Raw genomic sequence first — 18805 nt, forward strand, 5'->3', positions numbered from 1 at the left:
TGGCGCTGCAAAATATGTTTGCGCTAACATAACAGAAATGGCTTATGCGCTGTCAAATGTGCAGGTCGCCATCGTGGCGTAACACCAACAAGAATAACCAATGGTCCTGGGAGGACATCATGAAACCAATCGCTTTTGCTTTCGCCGCGTTGATGGCCGGCACAATTGCTGGGTCCGCGTCTTTCAGCGCCCCGGCAGCCGCCGACAACCATGCGACCCACCGCGCTGAATGTTTTGCGCCGGCGCCAGATTCGGCAGTCATCGAGTATGATGAGCGCGAAGGCCCGTATCAGATTGCCTTCGTGAACGGCTTTGCTGGCAATGACTGGCGCATTCAGGCCATTCAATCGGCGCAGGCTTGGGCGGCGCGTCCAGAAAATGCAGCCAACCTTGAAACCTTTGACGTTGTATCGGTTGGCGACGACAGCGCGGCGCAAATCGCGGCGATCGATAACTTCATCGCCGCCGGCTACGACGCCATTACCTTCATCGCTGTGAACCCAACTGCGTTTGAGGGTGTTATCCGCCGCGCCGAACGCGCTGGCACCATTCTTGTGCCATTCGACAATGTGCTCGACACCGACCAGGTGGTGCAGGTGAATGAAAGCCAGTTCGCGCTTGGTCGCTTGAAGGCTGAGACCGTGATAAACGAGCTGGGCGGTGAGGCCGACAAGATTTTGATGGTCAACGGTTTGCCCGGTAACGCCACGGACCGCGATCGTCGTTTGGGCATGATGAGCATCCTGGAAGACGTCGAAGGTCTTGAGATTGTCGAAGTTGTGGGCAACTGGGACACCGGCACCAGCCAACGTGTGGTTGCCGACGCGCTGGCGACCCATGGTCAATTTGACGGCGTGGTGTCGCAGCACGGATCTGCCGGAACCATCAACGCGATGCTCGCCGCCGACCACCCCATCGTTCCCATGGGTGTGGATGGGGAGAATGGCGTGCGTATCCTGATGGACGAGCATGATATTCCAGGCATTTCCGCCAGCCAGGCCCCGGCCATGTCGGCGATCGCGCTGGAAGCTGCCGTTGCACTGCTTCAGGGCAACGCGTTGCCGCAAACGATCTTCCTGCCGATTCCGCAAGTGCCGGCGGACGATCTGGAAGCTGGGGTGAACTATTTCCCTGATCTGCCGAACTCGTTCAACACCGGCACAGGGTTCGCTGAGTGTTTTGAACCCTTCTCCCCCGAAGAGCTGCTCGGCCAAAGCGTCGAGTAGGCCCACAGCGAAGCGGCGCCTGTTTTTCCGGGCGCCGCTTTTTCGCGCGGTGCATTGACCAAGGCGACAAAGCTCCACGACTGTGGCGATGCGTCTTGTCTTTGTAGCAGGGGATCATAATGGCCAAAGCAACGACACCCTTGGTGCGCCTTTCCGGCACGTCGAAATTCTACGGTCCGACGGCGGCGCTGACCGATGTGGATTTTGACTGCTATGCTGGCGAAATTCACGCCATCTTGGGCGAAAACGGTGCTGGCAAATCCACGCTCATGAAGCTGATTGCCGGCGTGATCGAGCCGAGCGAAGGGTCGATCTTTGTCGATGGCAAGGAGCAGAACCTGTCGTCACCGCGCGTTGCGATGGACCTCGGCCTCATCTGCATGTTTCAGGAACTCTCGCTGGTGCCGGACTTAACCGTTCGCGACAATCTATTGCTCGGCGCGCCTGGCAGCGGGCTTGGCCGATTGAAGTCTGACGGTTTGCAGCGCGCTCGCACCATTCTTGATGAGATTGACGGTGCTTCCATCGCTTTCAACGCCCTTGTTGCCGATCTGACATTGGCCGAACGCCAGCAGGTTGAGTTCGCCAAGGCGCTCAGCCGTTCACCGCGCTTGTTGATCCTCGATGAGGCGACGTCGGCCCTCAACGCATCGGTCGTTGATAAGGTCTTTGCGCTCGTTCGCAAGGAACGTGACAACGGGACAGGGGTTCTCTTCATTTCGCATCGTTTCCACGAGATTGAAGCGCTTGCTGACACCATATCTGTGTTTCGCAATGGCAAGCACATCGATACGTTTGCCAATGGCGCCTACGACTATCCAGCGATCATCGACAAGATGGTTGGACAGTCGTTCGATGAACTGTTCCCACCCAAACCCGAGCCTGACCCGCACGCGCAAGAAGTGCTTCGGTTGGAGAATTTCGGGTGGGGCGATGTGCTGCGCGATGTCTCCTTTTGCCTGCGTGCGGGCCAGATCACCGGATTGGGTGGGCTGGACGGTCAGGGCCAGATGCTGGTGCTTCAGGGTCTGTTTGGTCTGCTGAAGCAAACTGATGGCGCCTTGACCATGGACGGCAAACCTCTTGCCCTTGGTTCGCCCAAAGACGCGAAACAACCAGATACGGGCATCGCCTTGGTACCCGAAGACCGAAAGACCGAGGGCCTGATCCTCGCCCAGTCGATCCGCCAGAACATGGAGTTGGCTGCGACCGACCGAACGGGCCATGACGCCCCCAGCCCAGAGATCTTTCAAGAATTCATCGAAGCGCTTGAACTGAAATGCCGCAGCCTGGATCAACCGGTTGAAGATCTTTCCGGTGGCAACCAGCAGAAGGTGGCGCTGATCAAATGGCTGGTGCTTTCGCCCAAATGCTTGCTGTTGGCCGACCCAACGCGCGGCATTGATGTGAAAACCAAGACACAGATTTACGCGCTGCTGCGCAAGTTGGCCGAGGATGGCGTGGCGGTTCTGCTGCTCAGCACCGATTATGAAGAGCTGATCCACCTCTGCGACGAGGTGCATATTTTCTATGCTGGTCAGGTAGTGAAGCGTCTATCCGGTGACGATTTGACCGCTGAAAACATCATTGCGGCCTCGCTCAATCTTGGGCTGACGGAGACCATGGAGGATGCGGCCTAAGATGCGTCAGTTCCTTCTCTCCAATCGGCGCGAATTGATCGCATTCTCGATCTTGATGATCGCGTTGATCGCCTATCTCGCCACGCACCCGCGCGGACCATCAACCTATGTGATGACCATCTGGGCCAACCAGTGCTTGATTTTGGCCTTGGCGGCGATTGCTCAGTTTTTCGTTGTTCTGGTTCGCGGCATCGATTTGTCCGTGGGCGCGATGATGGCGCTGACCAACACGGTTGCCTCCTATGTGTTGGCCGGTACAGGGCTCAGCCTGTTCGGTGGCATGTTGCTTGTGCTGGCTGTCGGCACTGCATGCGGCGTGATCAACGGGTTGATCGTCGTTTATGGGCGCATTCAGCCAATCATCGTCACGCTGGCCACGGCATCGATCTATGTCGGCATCGCGCTGCTGCTCCGTCCGACGCCAGGTGGAAGTGTCAACTTCGACCTGGCAGATGCGATGACGCTGGACGTTCTCGGCGTCCCCACCGCGCTTGTGATTTTGGCAGTGATCATCGGCGCCTTCTGGCTGCCGCTGCGCCGCAGTGGTCTCGGTCTGTCGATCTATGCCTTGGGGTCGTCGGAGACGGCGGCCTACCAGTCGGGTATCCCGATCAACACGGTGCGCATTGCAGCTTTTGCGTTGGGCGGTCTTTTTGCCGGTTTGGCTGGCACATATTTCAGCTATGTCACCACCACCGGTGATGCTGGCATCTCTGCCAACTTCACGCTCAATTCCATCGCTGCCGTTGTGCTCGGTGGTGTGGCGCTGAGCGGCGGTGTCGGCAGCTTGGTCGGGGCGGTGATCGGCGCATTCATCTTAGAAACTATCGCGTTTCTGATGTTCTTCTCTGGCCTGCCGCCTTTGGCTCAACCCTTTGTGGAGGGGCTGGTGCTCGCCACAGCCATTGCCGTTGGCAGCCTCACGATCTTGCGCCAACGCAACCGTTTGGAGGTTTTTCGGCGATGACAACGCTTTCCCTCAAACGACCAAACTTCGATCTTGATGCCGCCATCCCGTTTCTGGCTACGGCAGCGATCATCATCATTGGCGCGTTCTTTGTGCCGCGCTTTTTAAGCCTGGACTATTTGTTGCAGCAGCTGCAGGTGGCCTCGTTTCTCGGCGTCCTGGCGCTGGGCGCAACCGTGGTCATCTTGCTCGGCCATATCGACCTGTCGGTGCCGTGGGTTCTCGGTGGCGCAGCAATCATCTCGACGGCTCTGGTTGGCACGGACAGTGCCATGTTGGGTGCATTGGCTGTGCCTGCCGCGCTGCTGTTCGGCGTGCTGGTTGGCATCATCAATGGCGTGGGCGTTGCCGTCTTTCGCATACCTTCCATGGTTTGGACGCTGGCGGTGAACTCCATGCTGCTCGGTGTTGCCGTGCTCAACACCGGCGGGTTCAGCCCACGCGGCGTTGCGTCTCCGCTGATGATTGAAGCGGCGACGGGCACGGTTGCGGGCATACCGTTTGCCTTTCTCCTCTGGATGGCCATCGCGTTGATCATCGGGCTTTTCTTCTCGCGCACAGGCTTTGGCCGCTACCTCTCCTCCATCGGCTACAATGAAAAAGCGACGTTCCTGTCGGGTGTTTCGACACCCAGCGTGATCTTTGCCGCGTTCATGATCGCTGGTGCGTGCTCCGCTTTGGGCGGGGTGCTCTTGGCCGGCTATGCCAACCAAGCCTACCAATCGATGGGCGACCCGTTCCTACTTCCCACTATCGCAGCAGTGGTGATCGGCGGCACGTCCATCCTGGGTGGTCGTGGATCATTGGTCGGCACCATTGGCGGTGTTCTCTTCATCACCATTCTTACCTCGATCCTCTCCGTCTTTCAGATCTCTGAGGCGTGGCGGAACATCATTTTCGGAAGCATCATCATCATCATGCTGCTGTTCCAGACCCTTCGCAGAAAAGGAACGCGCGCATGAGTGTGGCCTATGAAACGGTGGATCCGCGTTTTGAGAGCTTTGTCGATATCACCGCTCGTCCTGAAGTGATTGCGGAGGGTTTTACGTGGACCGAGGGCCCGGTTTGGCTGAACGATGGGCTCTATTTCAATGACATCCCCTACAAAAAGATGCTGCGCTGGACCGAGGCGGCTGGTGTTCGTGTGGCACTTGAAAACAGCGAGTTTGCCAACGGCAACACGCTGGATTTGGATGGCAAGATGGTCTCCTGCGAGCATGGCGGTCGCCGCGTTGTTCGTCGCGAGGTGCCCGAGGAGCTTGCCAGTGTTGAGGTGGTTGCCAGCCACTTTGCCGAAAAACCTCTGAATTCGCCCAATGATGTTGTGGTGCGCTCGGACGGCTCTGTGTGGTTCACCGATCCGCCCTATGGCATCAACAGCGACGTCGAGGGCTATCCGGCTGAAAGCGAGCAGGACGGGTGCTTTGTCTATTGCGTGATGCCTGACGGGCAGATGCGCGCGGTCGCTACGGATTTTGACAAGCCCAATGGCCTGGCTTTCTCGCCGGACGAAAAACGCCTCTACATCGCCGATTCCGGGGCGATTAAAGGCGCGAGCTTTCCGGGCATCGATTACGATCTGCCGCACCATATTCGGGTGTTTGATGTCGCTGGCACAACGCTTTCTGGCGGCGACGTCTTTGCCGAAACCCACCCCGGCGTGCCTGATGGGCTTCGGGTTGACCATGAGGGCTATGTCTGGACATCGGCGATGGACGGCATCCGCTGCCTGGATCATGACGGTGCCGTGATCGGCAAGATCGTGCTGCCCGCGGCAACCTCCAACCTCTGCTTTGGCGGGTCGAGCGGCACCGACATGTTCATCACATCATCGGACAAGGTGTACCGGGTCCGGACCACAAGGCGCGACGCCGTGACCGTGGCGCGAGGGGGGTCCGCCTCGTGACCGGTTCCAATGACAATGGCATCACCACCGCGGTAATTGGCCTTGGCTCGATGGGCTGGGGTGCGGCAATGTCGCTGGTGCGCGCCGGAATACCGACGCTTGGCGTTGATATCCGCGAAGACGTGCTTGCTCGGTTCACGCAGTTTGGCGGTCAATCCTCCTCCACTCCGGCACAGGCTGCAAGCAGCGTCGACATTGTGTTCGTCTTCGTGGTCAATGAAGCGCAGGCACGCCAAGTGCTTTTCGGCGAGAATGGCGCTGCCGGCGCCGCGCGGCCCGGCACCGTTTTCGTGTTGTGCGTGACGATGCCGCCCAGTTCGGCTGAAGCGATCGCCAAGGAACTCATCGAGCACGAGATGTTGGTGATTGACGCGCCGGTCTCTGGTGGGTCGATCAAAGCCGAGGCCGGTGAAATGACCATGATGGCAGCCGGATCGGACGCTGCCTTTACCAAGGCTGCTTCCGCAATGGATGTCATTGCCGGCAAAGTTTTCCGCCTTGGCGATGCGCCGGGTGCCGGCAGTCGGGTGAAGATGATCAACCAGTTGCTCGCCGGTGTGCACATCGCGGCCGCAGCCGAAGCCATGAGCCTTGGCGCGAGTATCGGCGTGGACTTGGAAACGCTTTACGATGTGATCCGGCAAAGCGCAGGCAATTCATGGATGTTTGAAAATCGCGGTGCCCATATCGTGGCCGGTGACTACACCCCGCATTCGGCGGTTGATATTTTCGTCAAAGACCTCGGTATCGTCGCCGCCGAAGCCGGAACCCAGACCTTCCCAACTCCCATGACCCAAGCCGCCCTTGACCTGTTCAAGGAAGCCAGCCGTGCCGGGATGGGCGGCGAAGACGACGCCGCCCTTGCCAAACTTTTGGCGCGCAAAGGCAATGTCACGCTACCGGGCATGGAGGACGTATGAGCACGCTTCTTGGTTGCATCGCCGATGATTTTACTGGGGCAACCGATCTTGCGGGGATGTTGGCGCGCAGTGGGGCACCGGTCAGCCTGCGCATTGGCGTTCCGGACGAGCCGCCGGCGCAAACGGCGAGCTTTGAGGTCATTGCCCTAAAAAGTCGCACCGCACCTGTCGAAGAGGCGGTCGATGAGTGCCGGCGGGCGCTGGCTTGGCTGAAGAAGGCGGGCGCTGAGCACTTCTTCTGGAAATACTGCTCGACCTTCGATTCCACGCCGGAGGGCAATATCGGTCCGGTTGCCGAAGCCTTGATGGCAGACCTTGGAACCGACCAAACCATCTATTGTCCGGCCTTTCCGGAAAATGGTCGTTCGATCTTCATGGGCAATCTGTTTGTCGGTCAGCAGCCTTTGGCGGAAAGCCCGATGAAAGACCATCCGCTAACGCCCATGCGCGATAGCAATTTGATGCGGCTCCTGGAACCGCAGGTCAGTAAGTCTGTGGGTTTGGTGGACCGGCTGACAGTCGCCAAGGGCCCGGAAGCCATCCGTCGAGCGCTTGATGCTCTGAAGGGGGAGGGCGTTGCCCATGTGGTGATCGACGCCGTGGCGGATGAAGACCTGAGCCTCATCGCGCAGGCTTGCCACACCATGCCGCTTTTGACCGGTGGCAGCGCTTTGGCGATGCCCTTACCTGCGCTGTATGCGGCGCAAGGCGCGGACGATGTGACTGGTGTTTCTGGTGAAAAACCGCACGTCGACCCGCGTGCCATCGTTCTTTCCGGCAGTTGTTCTGCCATGACACGCAAGCAAGTCGCCGACTATGCGGCGCAAGCACCTTCTTATCATCTCGATCCGCGGGTCCTTGCGAATGATGGACCGAACCAGGCACTGGCTTGGCTCGCTGCTCAGGGCAATGAAAAAGCACCGCTGATTTACGCGTCGGCTGCACCTGAAGATGTTCGCGCAGCGCAAGATGCCTTGGGTGTTGAGCGGGCTGGTGAGCTGGTCGAAGACGCTTTGGCGACTTTGGCGGTTGCAGCGCGTGAGTGGGGCGTTCGTCGATTTGTTGTCGCCGGCGGCGAGACATCCGGCGCCGTAACTAAAGCGCTGGGCGTGACACGGCTCGACATCGGCGTGGAAATCGCGCCAGGCGTGCCTTGGACTTATAGCCAGAGCGCTGGCGTGCCCATCGCCTTGACCTTGAAATCGGGCAATTTCGGTTCTGAAACCTTTTTCAGCCACGCCCTTGATCTGTTGGAGACAGCATGAGCGACGCAAAACTGCGCGAGCACATGTGCCTGCTCGCCAAATCCATGTTTGATCGCGGGCTGACCGGGGGCAGCACCGGTAACATTTCCGCGCGTACCGGCGACGGCGGATTACTGGTTTCGCCCACAGGCACAAGCTTTGGCCGCCTTGATCCAGGCCGGCTCAGTCGGTTCGACGCGCAAGGTCAGTTCGTTGACGGTGACCCGCCAACCAAAGAAATGCCATTGCACACGGCGTTTTACGATACACGCAGCACCGCTGGTGCGGTCGTCCACCTGCATTCCTGCCATTCGGTGGCCTGGTCGCTGATGCCGGAGGCCGATGAGGACAATTTCCTGCCGCCGCTCACGCCCTACGCCATCATGAAGCTGGGCAAAGTGAAGCTGCTGCCCTTTTTTCTGCCGGGCGACCCGGCGATGGGCGAGGCGGTTCGCGGCCTTGCTGGCAAACGGTCGGCCGTCATGCTGGCCAATCATGGACCGGTGGTTGCCGGCAAAGATGTCGAAGCAGCCTGCAACGCCATCGAAGAGCTTGAAGAAACGGCGCGGCTGGCCGTGCTGATGCGAGGCTTTGAGGCGCGCACGCTAACGCCGGCCCAGATCGATGCCATTGTGACAAAGTTTGACGTGGAGTGGGGCGCGTGAGGTTCTCGGCTAACCTTGGATTTTTGTGGACTGAGCTTTCTCTTCCCGATGCCGTTCGCGCCGCCAAACGCGCAGGCTTTGATGCGGTCGAGTGTCATTGGCCGTATGACACGCCAGCGGACGAGGTAGCGTTAGCGCTTGAAGAAACCGGCATGGCGATGCTTGGACTCAACACCGCGCGCGGCGATGTGGCAGCGGGCGAGAATGGTCTTGCCGCCTTGCCGGGACGTGAAAGCGATGCGCGGGCGGCCATTGATCAAGCCATCGACTATGCGCACGCGGTTGGTGCGCAGAATGTTCATGTCATGGCGGGTTTTGCTTCAGGCGAGGCCGCGCACAAAAGCTTTATTGAGGCGCTGCGCTATGCCGGCGCGCGGGCCGCACCGCACGGTATCGGCATTCTGATTGAGCCGCTCAACCGTTACGATGCTCCGGGGTACTTTTTGCAAACCACCGGGCAGGCCGTCGCGATTTTGGATGAGGTTGCCTCGGATAGCGTGCGCCTGATGTTCGACTGCTACCATGTGCAATTGATGGAAGGTGACCTTTCGAACAGGCTGATGGCGCTGTTGCCGCGCATCGGCCATGTCCAATTTGCCTCGGTGCCTGATCGCTGCGCACCCGACCAGGGCGAGGTGGACTATGCCCATATCTTCGCCCTGCTTGACGATTTTGGTTACGCCAAACCCTTGGGCGCGGAATACAAGCCGCACGGTTCAACCGACGACACGCTTGGCTGGTTGGCAAAGCTAAGGACCTAGCCACACGGTCCAGTGATAGGCATGGCGGATCGACTGAGCAAAGTGCCGCTCTCAAAGCGGGCTTAGGAGTCCGCCAGTTTCCAGCGTCGCAAGCTCGTGCGAACGTGAACCGAGTGGAACGATGATCGTCATCCAAGGTCGGCAGCAATTGCGGCGTCGAGTGCCGAAGCACAGGCCGTGTTGGTCTCACCGGAAAGCGAGCGGATGCCCGCGTCGGCCAGGATGTCGCTCATGGCGGTGAGTTCGCGATTCACGCCGCGGTTGACGATAGCGACAACCCGGTCGCCAAGCGCCAAACAGGCATCGTTTTGGGTCGGCGCAGCCGCCGGTGCGGGGGCTGGTTGCGTCGCGCTCGCCGATCCCCAGCCTACGCCATCATCAGGAATCGCGTTGGCTGCGATCAATTGCGCCATCACTTGCGCGCATACCTGCTGCGAGGCACTGGCCACATTGGTTATGCCATTGGCCTGAAGTGTGCTGGTAACAGCGCGCCGCGCATCAGGTGCACCGCCACGCAAGATTGGCCGGATGGCACGCGCCAATGCCTCGCAAGCAAGGGGCCGGCCTTCCGGCACAGGGTTGGCGGTCGCGTTGGATTGGGCAATTCTCTGCGCCAATGCTCGAACCTGTTCCGGCGAGCCCATGCCTTCCATGGCAAGCAGCTCAAGCAGCGCCAGGCACTCCCCTTCGGTTGCGGAGAACACGTCGGACATCGGTACCGAGGCCATGCTGCTGCCGAAGATCGAAGAAACCGTGCGGTCGTTCACCGCTTCCACGGCCCTATCAATCGCCAAAACCTCGCGGCACGCATTACCCAATCCCGGCGATGGTGCAGGCGTCGGAGAGGGGGGCGTCCCGTTCTGTGTGCCGATTCCAGCCTGCAAGGCTACCGATGGCCCGTCGATGATCCCTTCCATCTCGAGCAGATCGAGGAGGCGACCACACTGCTCTTCATTGGCCGCGAAAAGATCCATGATGCCGACCTCATCGATCAGTTGGCCAAACAGGCCGCTCAGACGGCGATCATTGGCCTGCTCAATGGCGACGGCAATCTCATCGACAGCCGAACAATTCGCGCTGGCATTGCGAACAGCGCCCGCGTTTGGCGACTGACCACTGCCGCCAGATGCCAGCAGGCCTTGGAGGGGTGGCGATGCGGCTATCAGATCGAGCGCCTGCTGGCATTTGTCCGGGGTCTGCGCGCCGCCAAAGGCCAAACCAGCCACCACATAGATGCCGCGTAATTCCTGGACGCTGTCGGTGCTGCCCATGGCATTTATGCGAGCGCTCATCGCTTCCAGTTGCGCGCAGCTGTCGGCAGATGCCGCTCCGGGCGGCGCAGGTGGAGGATTGTTTGGGGTGCCTTGAACACCACTTTGCTGAACGCCCGAGGACCCACCGACGGGGCGAAGCTGCAACTCCAAAAAGAACTCCGCCATCGGGCTGGTGCCATCAAGGACGAGCATTGGCGTTGGTGTGGTGAGGTCGCGCAGGGTGACGGCGACATTGGCCGGAATACCTGCCCACTCACCGAACGATCCGGTCCAAACGCCGCCTGGGCCGCGTTGCATCGTCGGTTGGCTAGGAAAGATCGCCGCTGGCATGGACAGACGAGCGGTGGAACCATCGATTGGGGTCAGGCTAACCGTACCGCCAGGATCAACCGGCGTGGGCTGGGTTTGCCCCATCATGGTGACCGTGCCGCTGCCACCGATCACCTCGAATGTCTGCACTGCACCGCCTGATTGCTGGCCGGTTGCTCCAGCCGGTGGTTGCACCGGACTGCCCGTGAGGTGCCGCATCTCTATCCAGCCATTGAGACCCTGGTAGACGATCACACACCAATTGCCCTCACACTGGTTGGTCACCGTGATGTCGCACTGGCCAACGCCAATGCCGCCAAGCACGGCGCTTTGTGGGTTGGGCTGGTCAAAGACGGGCAGTGATGATCCGTTGGGCGCGCTGCCAACACAGGTGTTGGGGTCGGCGTGCGACGGCGATGAGGTGAGCGCCACATGCGCCGCCAAAGCCACCGCACCCGCAACAACAGATTTCCAGCTCATGGGCGTGTTCCGTTCTTTGTTTGAGGTCGCAGGCCTGCGATCACTACGGTGCGTCTGGCATGGTCGCTTCGATGATCCGATCATCGCCAGCCGCCAGTTCAAACACCGTTTCGACCGAGCGGCGTGGACCATCGTCCCAAGCTTCAAGGCGCGCGGTATAGCTGCCAGGCAGAAGGAAATAGGTATCGTTGCCAATCTTGCCTGCAACGACCTCACTTTGATCCGTCGGTCCACGCAGCACTTGGTGGCGCAGCTCGAACCCCGTCAGTTCACTGCCATCTGTGTTGAAGACCCGGAAACCGACGCGCGCGGTCGAAGCGATCACCTCCTGCTCAGTCACATCGCCGGCCGAGACGTCGAGCGTCACGGTTCCAGGCGACATGCTTTCAAGGCGCGTGATGACGAGCGCGGCTTCGTAGCGCCCAGCTGGAACGATTTCCCGCGCATTGCGGGCGTACACGGTGAACGAGCGATCCGTTTCAAGATTACGGATGGTCCAACCGAAATCTGTGTTGGAGAGCCCAAACCCGTCGTTGAGCATGACCGCATAGAGATCGAGCGTCCCTGCACCAAAAACCAAATCAACGGCCGTTTGTTCGGTCGCAGTGAGCGTTATCTCCTCGCTTACCTGCAGGCCGCGATTCGTACTGGCCGTTAGGCGGTATCGGCCTGGCTCAATGAAACGCTCAAAACTTGGCACGGCAGCGATGAAGGGAACCGAAGCCGGATCAATCTGAGGGTCCAGCGGTTCCAAATCCCACTCCACACGAATGGGGTCTTGAGTGGTCAATGGCTCGCTGGCCGCCTCCATTCGCACGGTGACGAACAGGTTTTGCTCAACCGGCTCCAACGCAGGTACTGGCGGCGCTGGTGGCTGGGGCGGCACAAAGGCCACGGTTTGCGTGAGCGCTTCGCCCAGCGCGTCAGCATCACTGGCTTGGAAATAGCTACCGCCGGTGTTCTCAGCCAGACACGCGACCTGTTGGCCTTCTTCTTCTGTCAACCCGAACCCGATGACATGGGTGGTGAAATCTATCCCAACGCTCTCCAGTTCATTGGCCAGGGCACACGGGTCGGCTTCGCAGGTTTCCAGGCCATCGGTGATCAGAATGATGGTGGCGCGTTCTTCGGTGTATCGCAGGTCCAATGCCGCGCGGCGTACCGCTTCGGACAGCGGTGTTTTCCCGCGTGGATTCAGCGAGTTGACGGCAGCGGAGATTGAGCCTGCCGTTGTCGTCACAGGGCCAGTTGGCACAAGCATCTCAATGTCGTTGCAATCGCCACGGCGATTGTGGCCGTAGGCCATCAATCCCAGCTCCATCGTGGCCGGAAAGGTTGGCAGCACCCGCGCCAACGTCTCGCGCGCCGTGACAATCTTGTTGATCCCATCGATCTGGCCCCACATCGATCCGGAGCCATCAAAAACCAGGATCGCACGCGGCAGATCGCTCTGCTGCGCGTTCACAGGGAGGGTGCAAAGGGCCAGAAAACCAAGGCTTACCGCACACAGGCGTTTGAAGAATCCAGTCAATGTTTGCCTCATGAGGATTGGTTTGCGCATGGTTTGAACCGCGCTGCTGTCGCTCAGATAGTGATCGAATAGATTGGCAGGCTGTGACGGCGCACACACAAGGTTGCTATCTCACCAGTCTTGCGCACACGGAGCGAAGACGCCGTCTACCGCGCCCTCCACTTCGTCGCGGCTGGCGTTTTCAACGAAGCTGGGCAGGTTCATCGCCAGGTCGTTGCGCAAAAGATGGATGGGATTGCGCGGACACGACGCTTCCTGGCGGATCGCCGTTCCATCGGCGAATGTCACAACCAAAATGTCACGCCAGTCGTCGTCACAGCTGTCTGGAGTCATGCCATCCATAGCGGCAAGAGGCTGTTCTGCGGCAGCCCAGAACCTGGCGAAATAGCCCGCTTCGCTCCAGCGCGTGATGCGTGAGTTGGGATTATCAGAATAGGGGCTATCCACACGAACCGAGCTGTCGTCGGCGTGATGGATCATGGCCGTCATGCCATCGGCTTCACTTCCAGCGGCCAGGCAAATGCGGACTGGCTCACTGGCACTCGCGTTGCAGGCCATCAGCGCCAAGGCAATGCCCAGACCGAGAGTCGCTTTGGAAGGTGGTGTCATGCGCATCATCCAGTTTTGTCCATCGCCCCACGAACGCTGGGCATTGAAGGCCAAAGGCACGGCGACTGGATAGCTACCGAAATCCATAGGGTTGAAACAGAAGCGGCCCGAGGCTGGCCCGGTTTGACAGTTCTGTCTTGCGCAGCAGCGCTTCGCAGTGACGCCGGGCCGTATGCGGACTGATGGAGAGGCGCCGGGCAATTTCCTTGTCGCGCAGGCCTTCGGCAACCAACACTGCCACGTCGCACTCTCTGGGCGTCAGACCATAGGCGCCGGCAAGGTCTTTGTTCAGCGTTCGACCCGATTGCGGTTCAATCCAAATATGCACTTCCGGGTCGCCGTTGAAGGCCGTGCCAATTCGCGCGCGCAGCGTGTAGTGTCGGTTTCCGATTTTGGCACGCTGCGCAGGTCGGGCTAGCCCGCCACCAGGATTGGTCACAAGCGCCTGCGTTGCATCCTGCGCCATCGAAAGGATCGCCGCCAGAAGATCTTTGCGATGATCATGGCCAGCCAGGTAGACCTGAAGCTGCTTGCTGAGAAACAGTAATGTTCCATCAATGCTGACGATCGCGAAAGGCTTGCCAGCACCCTCCATGGCATCTCTGGTTTCCAGATAGCTGCGCTTCAAGCGAGCGCGAAAGGCAATGGCCGCCTCAAAGGCCGGTGTGAGCAGTTGGAGGGCTTGGTGGCGTTCGTCGTCATGCTCTGGAAAATCCTTGTGCCCAAAGCCGGCGATAAGCATAGCTTCACCACGCACAAGTGGCGCAGAGAGCGCCATTTGGCGCTCAAGCCCCACCGGCTTGAACACCTCTTGATGAAGCTCCATCGACTCGCGAGTGCGGCGATCAAAAAGCGGCGCATCGTGATAGGCGCCAACGCCGCTGGCGCGGATGATCCGATGCAGCGCCGACGCATAGTCTTCGCGGAACACGCTGAAACCATCATCGTCAAAACCTTCAAAATGCGAGGCGATGCCATCTGCGAAAGTCTGTCCGATTGACCGGCTGTAAACGCCAAGTTTTTCCCGCGGCTCGTGGGGTGCGTCGGGCTCTTCTGGTTCGATGAAATAGACATGGTCGGTACCCAGCAGGCTACCCATCGAAGAGCAGATATCGTGGGCCCAGACTTCGGTTGGACTGTCATAACCGGAGAGGATGGCGGCCTGAATTCTGTTGATCGCTTCGAGCATTTGCTCTGATCTCCGTAGCAGGTCCCCATGGAAACGTAAGCGCTTTTTTTCCAATAGGGCAACTGCCCTATAGAAATCCGAGTGTGTCAGCGCACACATTGGCCACCCATCATGACAACCGAGCGGCAGGCCTGTGAACCATCAGACGCAAATTGCCATGGAGCACGGCACCTCAGGCAGGTTTGACCCACCGCCTCATGCGGCTTTGGAAAAAGCTTGGAACAGCGCTCTATCCGCTCTGGAGCAACTGGGTTTTTCCAACGTCAGTTGTGTTCTTCGCCACGATCGACTGCCCACAGGGCTGTGCGTGCTTCGCTCAGGCGCGGCAATCTCACATGTGGTCGATCGGGTGACGCGTGAGCTTCCAAGTCGCTTGCGTCCTGGTGGGTTCACCATTTCGCTTGGTGCTGCCCATGCAGTCCAAACAGCCGGTTGGGTACTCGTACCGACCAGACGCTGCGCGCAGATTCAGCCCGAACGCAAAATCGAAGCCAAACGCGTGGCGATCCAAAGCTATGACCAGTTTATGCGCATCCTTGATGAACGGCCCGACCATGACGTTGAACCCAAGCATCTTAGCGAACGCGAAAAGGAGTGCCTTTCGCTTCTGGCCCAAGGGCTACGCACCCAACGCATTGCCGAGCGGATCGCTATTTCGCCAGCCACTGTAGAGTTTCACTTCAAAAATGCGCGCAAGAAGCTTGGCGCACTAACGCGTGAGCAGGCGCTGGCCATCTCAGTGCAAAACGGATGGGTGCGGGTGTGAGTATCGGGTCCTTGAGTGTCGGGAAAGCGTGGTCGGCGAAAGCCAACTGAAGATCGACGCCTAAGCGAAAGGCCGAGCTTGTGGGTTTGCCGCGATGGCTTAACAATGCCGCATGGGCGATCTTGAGACCCCAACCGGCAATGGCTTGGCAAGCGCCAACGGCCTGACAAGCGCAAGCGGCAAAGCGAACGCTGAGATCGTCGAGTTTTGCGCCAGATTTGCCAATGACAAGCATCGAACCTTGGACATTCTGCTGGCCGTCCAGGATCACTTCCGCTGGATCTCCCCGGAGGCGATGGAAACGATCGCGGCCCAAACCGGTCAAAGCCGCATCCAGGTCGAGGGTGTGGCGAGTTTCTACCATTTCCTGTCTCTGGAGCCGAAAGGCGCGATTACCATTCGGCTGTGCGACGACATTGTTGATCGCTATGCCGGATTGGCTGATGCTGTGACTGCCTTCGAGCAGGAACTTGGCATCGCCGTCGGCGAAACCTCGACGGACGGACGCTTCTCGCTTGAGTACACCCCCTGCATTGGCATGTGCGATCAAGCGCCGGCTGCGATGATCAACGATGTGATTGTCACGCGCCTGACCGTTGAGAAGGCGCGCAGTATCGCCGCCGCGCTCAAAAACGGCTCCAAGCCCGAAGACTTGGTGAGCCCGCACTTCGAAGCCCTTAGCCCCTATGAGCGGGCCTCGCGGACCGTCGACAACAACATCCGTCACGCCGGAGAGGCCTTGCTGGGACCTGTGCCGACGGACAAGGGGCTGGAAAAAGCCGTCGTGTTGCGTCCTGAGCAGATCATTGCGTCACTGGAAACCAGCGGGCTTCGCGGTTGCGGTGGTGCGGGTTTCACGACGGGCACCAAATGGCGCGCCGCAGCGACGGAAACCGAGCCGCGAAAGTTCGTGTTTTGCAACGCCGATGAGGGCGAGCCCGGCACCTTCAAGGATCGAGTTCTTCTAACCGAGCGCCCTGATCTGGTGGTTGAGGGCATGACCATTGCCGCCCGCGCGATCGGCGCCAAGGAAGGTCTGATCTACTTGCGCGGTGAGTACATCTATTTGCGCGACCATCTGGAGACGATCCTTGCCAAGCGCCGCGAGCGCGGTGTTTTGGGCACCAACGTTTTTGGCAAGGCCGGCTTCGATTTCGATATCCGCATCCAGATGGGGGCAGGGGCCTATGTTTGCGGCGAAGAGGGCGCGCTGATCAGCTCCTGCGAAGGCCTACCCGGCGAACCAAAAACCCGTCCGCCCTATCCGGTCAGTCGTGGCTATCTCGGCTATCCGACCGTGGTGAACAATGTCGAGACGCTGTGCCACGCAGCGCGCATCCTTGATCAGGGCCCGCAATGGTTTCAATCCATCGGCACTGAGGGCAGCAATGGCACAAAACTGTTCAGTGTCTGTGGTGATTGCCGCAACCCCGGCATTTACGAGTTGCCCTATGGGATCAGTGTTCGCGATCTGCTGACACTGGCCGGTGGAACCGATGCCGCTGCCGTGTTGGTCGGCGGACCTTCTGGAACCATGGTCGCGCGTGACAGCTTTGACCGATTGCTCAGCTTTGATGATCTGGCCACGGCCGGCGCTGTCATCGTCTTCTCAGGCGAACGCAACGTTCTTGAGATCGTCGACTATTATCTCGGCTTCTTCATTCATGAGAGCTGCGGCTATTGCACGCCGTGCCGCGTCGGCAACGTCTTTTTGCAAAAGGCGATTCAGAAATTCCGCAAAGGCAATGCCGACAGCTCTGACGTTGCCTATCTGCGGGATCTTTCCTCGACGATTGTTGAGACCAGTCGCTGTGGTTTGGGCATGACATCGCCGAATCCGATCCTCTCGACTTTGCAAAACTTTCCCCTGGTCTATTCGGCTATCACCAAGGAAAACGAGGAGGGGATGAAGGCGACATTCGACATACAAGATGCGATCAGTGAGGCGCGTTCCATCGCCAAACGACGGTCCTACATCTTCGACAAGGACTTCACCCAATGACGGAGGCTGCGTTCACCTTCTCGATCGACGGCGTTACGATTTCCGCCGAGCCCGATCAATCGATCATGGAAGCGGCTGACGCTGCGGGCATCTACATTCCACGTTTGTGCGATCATGAGGGCTTGCGCCACCAGGGCGGATGCCGAGTCTGTACGGTGAAGGCTGATGGCCACAGCGTTGCGGCCTGCACCCAGCCTGCCGCGCCTGACCTTGTGGTCGAAAATGAGAGCCAGCACATCAATGCGATGCGCCGTAATCTGGTGGAGATGCTGTTCCACGAGGGTAACCACCTTTGCCCGATCTGCGAGGCCAGCGGAAACTGCGAATTGCAGGCCATGGCGTATCGGCTGGGAATGACCACCGAGCCAACGAAGTTCCCTTATCTTGAGCCGTGCCGGGCGCTTGATGCCTCGCATCCCGATATCGCGCTCGACACCAATCGCTGCATCAGTTGCGGGCGCTGCATCCGGGCCTCGCAGGATGTCGATGGAAAGGGCATCTTCGGCTATGTCGGGCGCGGCATTCACCGGCGGGTGGCGGTCAATGGCCCGGACCTTGCCCATACCGACGCGGATGTCACTGATCACGCCATGTCGCCGGAGGTCTGCCCGGTCGGTTGCATCATTCGCAAGCGTGAAGGTTTTTCCACGCCGATTGGCGAGCGCGAATTCGATGATGGACTCATCGGCAGTGAGATTGAGGCTCTTGCGCGCGAAGGCGAGAGTGCCGAGGACGCAGACCGATGAGCGAACCAAGGAAAGCCCGTATCGCCACCGTCTCTTTGGCCGGTTGTTTCGGCTGCCATATGGCGATCCTGGATATCGATGAGCGTCTGATCGATCTGATGGAACAGGTCGAATTTGATCGCTCGCCACTGACCGATAAAAAACGTTTCACGCAGCGTTGCGACATTGGCATTATCGAAGGCGGTTGTTGCAATGAGGAGAACGTCGAGGTCCTTCAGGATTTCCGGCGCAATTGCGACGTTTTGGTCGCGATAGGGCAGTGCGCGATCATGGGTGGTCTGCCGGCTATGCGCAACGCCATCATGCATTCCGACGATCCGCTGCGTGAATGTTTGGAAGAAGCCTATATTTCAGGCCGGTATCTGCGGAACGCCACCCACAACGTTCCCAATGATCCGGCGCTGCCGCTTATCTTGGACAATGTCTACAGCTGCGCTGAAGTGGTTGAGATCGATCATCAAATCCCCGGCTGCGCGCCCGAGGGCGACTTCATTTATAACACGCTGACCAAGCTGTTGGCCGGCAAGTTCCGTGGCTTTGAACGCGAAACCATCCGGTTCGATTGAGACA

General features: G+C 59.3%; 17 protein-coding genes. 13 read left to right on the forward strand and 4 right to left on the reverse strand.

All coding sequences use genetic code 11. The features are described 5' to 3' along the window. The first annotated feature begins 119 nt into the window (after positions 1-119). The 9 genes from JJ917_03705 (at position 120) to JJ917_03745 (ending at position 9329) form a co-directional block, all read left to right on the forward strand. Positions 120-1226 carry an ABC transporter substrate-binding protein gene (locus JJ917_03705; GenBank protein ID MBO6697916.1) on the forward strand — a complete coding sequence of 369 codons (1107 nt, stop codon included), beginning with the start codon at positions 120-122 and terminating at the stop codon, positions 1224-1226. 119 nt (positions 1227-1345) lie between these two features. Further along, positions 1346-2866: a sugar ABC transporter ATP-binding protein gene (locus JJ917_03710; GenBank protein ID MBO6697917.1), complete on the forward strand. Its 1521-nt coding sequence runs from the start codon at positions 1346-1348 to the stop codon at positions 2864-2866. 1 nt (position 2867) lies between these two features. After that, the gene (locus tag JJ917_03715) at positions 2868-3833 is read left to right on the forward strand and encodes an ABC transporter permease (GenBank protein MBO6697918.1); all 966 of its coding nucleotides are present in this window, start codon (positions 2868-2870) and stop codon (positions 3831-3833) included. Next, entirely contained in the window at positions 3830-4795 is a 966-nt protein-coding gene (locus tag JJ917_03720; GenBank protein MBO6697919.1) for an ABC transporter permease, read from the forward strand. The genes JJ917_03715 and JJ917_03720 overlap by 4 nt, the downstream gene beginning before the upstream one ends. Next, complete coding sequence (locus JJ917_03725) at positions 4792-5739, forward strand: SMP-30/gluconolactonase/LRE family protein (protein ID MBO6697920.1); 948 nt, start codon at positions 4792-4794, stop codon at positions 5737-5739. Before JJ917_03720 ends, JJ917_03725 begins: the two co-directional genes overlap by 4 nt. Before the next feature lie 50 nt (positions 5740-5789). After that, the gene (locus tag JJ917_03730) at positions 5790-6659 is read left to right on the forward strand and encodes an NAD(P)-dependent oxidoreductase (GenBank protein MBO6697921.1); all 870 of its coding nucleotides are present in this window, start codon (positions 5790-5792) and stop codon (positions 6657-6659) included. Then, positions 6656-7924, forward strand: a complete 1269-nt coding sequence (locus JJ917_03735) for a four-carbon acid sugar kinase family protein (GenBank protein ID MBO6697922.1) — start codon at positions 6656-6658, stop codon at positions 7922-7924. The genes JJ917_03730 and JJ917_03735 overlap by 4 nt, the downstream gene beginning before the upstream one ends. Beyond that, the gene (locus JJ917_03740) at positions 7921-8568 is read left to right on the forward strand and encodes an aldolase (GenBank protein ID MBO6697923.1); all 648 of its coding nucleotides are present in this window, start codon (positions 7921-7923) and stop codon (positions 8566-8568) included. The genes JJ917_03735 and JJ917_03740 overlap by 4 nt, the downstream gene beginning before the upstream one ends. Next, on the forward strand, positions 8565-9329 hold the full coding sequence (locus JJ917_03745) for a TIM barrel protein (GenBank protein ID MBO6697924.1): 765 nt from the start codon (positions 8565-8567) through the stop codon (positions 9327-9329). The genes JJ917_03740 and JJ917_03745 overlap by 4 nt, the downstream gene beginning before the upstream one ends. A 128-nt stretch (positions 9330-9457) precedes the next feature. Here JJ917_03745 and JJ917_03750 read toward each other — a convergent pair whose 3' ends face one another. The 4 genes from JJ917_03750 to JJ917_03765 all read right to left on the reverse strand — a co-directional run bounded on the left by JJ917_03750 (position 9458) and on the right by JJ917_03765 (position 14721). After that, positions 9458-11392 carry a hypothetical protein gene (locus JJ917_03750; protein ID MBO6697925.1) on the reverse strand — a complete coding sequence of 645 codons (1935 nt, stop codon included), beginning with the start codon at positions 11390-11392 and terminating at the stop codon, positions 9458-9460. A 43-nt stretch (positions 11393-11435) separates the two neighbouring features. Next, the gene (locus tag JJ917_03755) at positions 11436-12935 is read right to left on the reverse strand and encodes a VWA domain-containing protein (protein MBO6697926.1); all 1500 of its coding nucleotides are present in this window, start codon (positions 12933-12935) and stop codon (positions 11436-11438) included. Between the two features lie 99 nt (positions 12936-13034). Further along, a complete protein-coding gene (locus JJ917_03760) occupies positions 13035-13532 on the reverse strand; it encodes a hypothetical protein (protein ID MBO6697927.1) in 498 nt (165 codons plus the stop codon). A 73-nt stretch (positions 13533-13605) separates the two neighbouring features. Next, the gene (locus JJ917_03765) at positions 13606-14721 is read right to left on the reverse strand and encodes a helix-turn-helix transcriptional regulator (protein ID MBO6697928.1); all 1116 of its coding nucleotides are present in this window, start codon (positions 14719-14721) and stop codon (positions 13606-13608) included. A gap of 307 nt (positions 14722-15028) precedes the next feature. On the opposite strand from JJ917_03765, the gene JJ917_03770 reads away from it, so the two are divergent. From JJ917_03770 to JJ917_03785, 4 genes are all read left to right on the forward strand, one after another. Beyond that, positions 15029-15487, forward strand: coding sequence for a helix-turn-helix transcriptional regulator (locus JJ917_03770; protein MBO6697929.1), 459 nt, complete (start codon positions 15029-15031; stop codon positions 15485-15487). Between the two features lie 112 nt (positions 15488-15599). Next, positions 15600-17489 (forward strand): NAD(P)H-dependent oxidoreductase subunit E, encoded by a 1890-nt coding sequence (locus JJ917_03775; protein ID MBO6697930.1) that lies wholly within the window; start codon positions 15600-15602, stop codon positions 17487-17489. Continuing rightward, positions 17486-18235: a (2Fe-2S)-binding protein gene (locus tag JJ917_03780; protein MBO6697931.1), complete on the forward strand. Its 750-nt coding sequence runs from the start codon at positions 17486-17488 to the stop codon at positions 18233-18235. Before JJ917_03775 ends, JJ917_03780 begins: the two co-directional genes overlap by 4 nt. Positions 18236-18294: 59 nt before the next feature. Beyond that, a complete protein-coding gene (locus JJ917_03785; GenBank protein ID MBO6697932.1) occupies positions 18295-18801 on the forward strand; it encodes an NADP oxidoreductase in 507 nt (168 codons plus the stop codon). The last annotated feature ends 4 nt before the right edge of the window (positions 18802-18805 follow it).

Source organism: Hyphomicrobiales bacterium (assembly GCA_017642935.1).
Classification (GTDB): domain Bacteria; phylum Pseudomonadota; class Alphaproteobacteria; order Rhizobiales; family MH13; genus MH13.

What these genes read in the sequence shown, in the direction of transcription:
- JJ917_03705 (MBO6697916.1), top strand. Translation starts at nt 120, where the DNA reads ATGAAACCAATCGCTTTTGCTTTCGCCGCGTTGATGGCCGGCACAATT.
- JJ917_03710 (MBO6697917.1), top strand. Translation starts at nt 1,346, where the DNA reads ATGGCCAAAGCAACGACACCCTTGGTGCGCCTTTCCGGCACGTCGAAA.
- JJ917_03715 (MBO6697918.1), top strand. Translation starts at nt 2,868, where the DNA reads ATGCGTCAGTTCCTTCTCTCCAATCGGCGCGAATTGATCGCATTCTCG.
- JJ917_03720 (MBO6697919.1), top strand. Translation starts at nt 3,830, where the DNA reads ATGACAACGCTTTCCCTCAAACGACCAAACTTCGATCTTGATGCCGCC.
- JJ917_03725 (MBO6697920.1), top strand. Translation starts at nt 4,792, where the DNA reads ATGAGTGTGGCCTATGAAACGGTGGATCCGCGTTTTGAGAGCTTTGTC.
- JJ917_03730 (MBO6697921.1), top strand. Translation starts at nt 5,790, where the DNA reads ATGGGCTGGGGTGCGGCAATGTCGCTGGTGCGCGCCGGAATACCGACG.
- JJ917_03735 (MBO6697922.1), top strand. Translation starts at nt 6,656, where the DNA reads ATGAGCACGCTTCTTGGTTGCATCGCCGATGATTTTACTGGGGCAACC.
- JJ917_03740 (MBO6697923.1), top strand. Translation starts at nt 7,921, where the DNA reads ATGAGCGACGCAAAACTGCGCGAGCACATGTGCCTGCTCGCCAAATCC.
- JJ917_03750 (MBO6697925.1), bottom strand. Translation starts at nt 11,392, where the DNA reads ATGAGCTGGAAATCTGTTGTTGCGGGTGCGGTGGCTTTGGCGGCGCAT.
- JJ917_03755 (MBO6697926.1), bottom strand. Translation starts at nt 12,935, where the DNA reads ATGAGGCAAACATTGACTGGATTCTTCAAACGCCTGTGTGCGGTAAGC.
- JJ917_03760 (MBO6697927.1), bottom strand. Translation starts at nt 13,532, where the DNA reads ATGACACCACCTTCCAAAGCGACTCTCGGTCTGGGCATTGCCTTGGCG.
- JJ917_03765 (MBO6697928.1), bottom strand. Translation starts at nt 14,721, where the DNA reads ATGCTCGAAGCGATCAACAGAATTCAGGCCGCCATCCTCTCCGGTTAT.
- JJ917_03775 (MBO6697930.1), top strand. Translation starts at nt 15,600, where the DNA reads ATGGGCGATCTTGAGACCCCAACCGGCAATGGCTTGGCAAGCGCCAAC.
- JJ917_03780 (MBO6697931.1), top strand. Translation starts at nt 17,486, where the DNA reads ATGACGGAGGCTGCGTTCACCTTCTCGATCGACGGCGTTACGATTTCC.
- JJ917_03785 (MBO6697932.1), top strand. Translation starts at nt 18,295, where the DNA reads ATGGCGATCCTGGATATCGATGAGCGTCTGATCGATCTGATGGAACAG.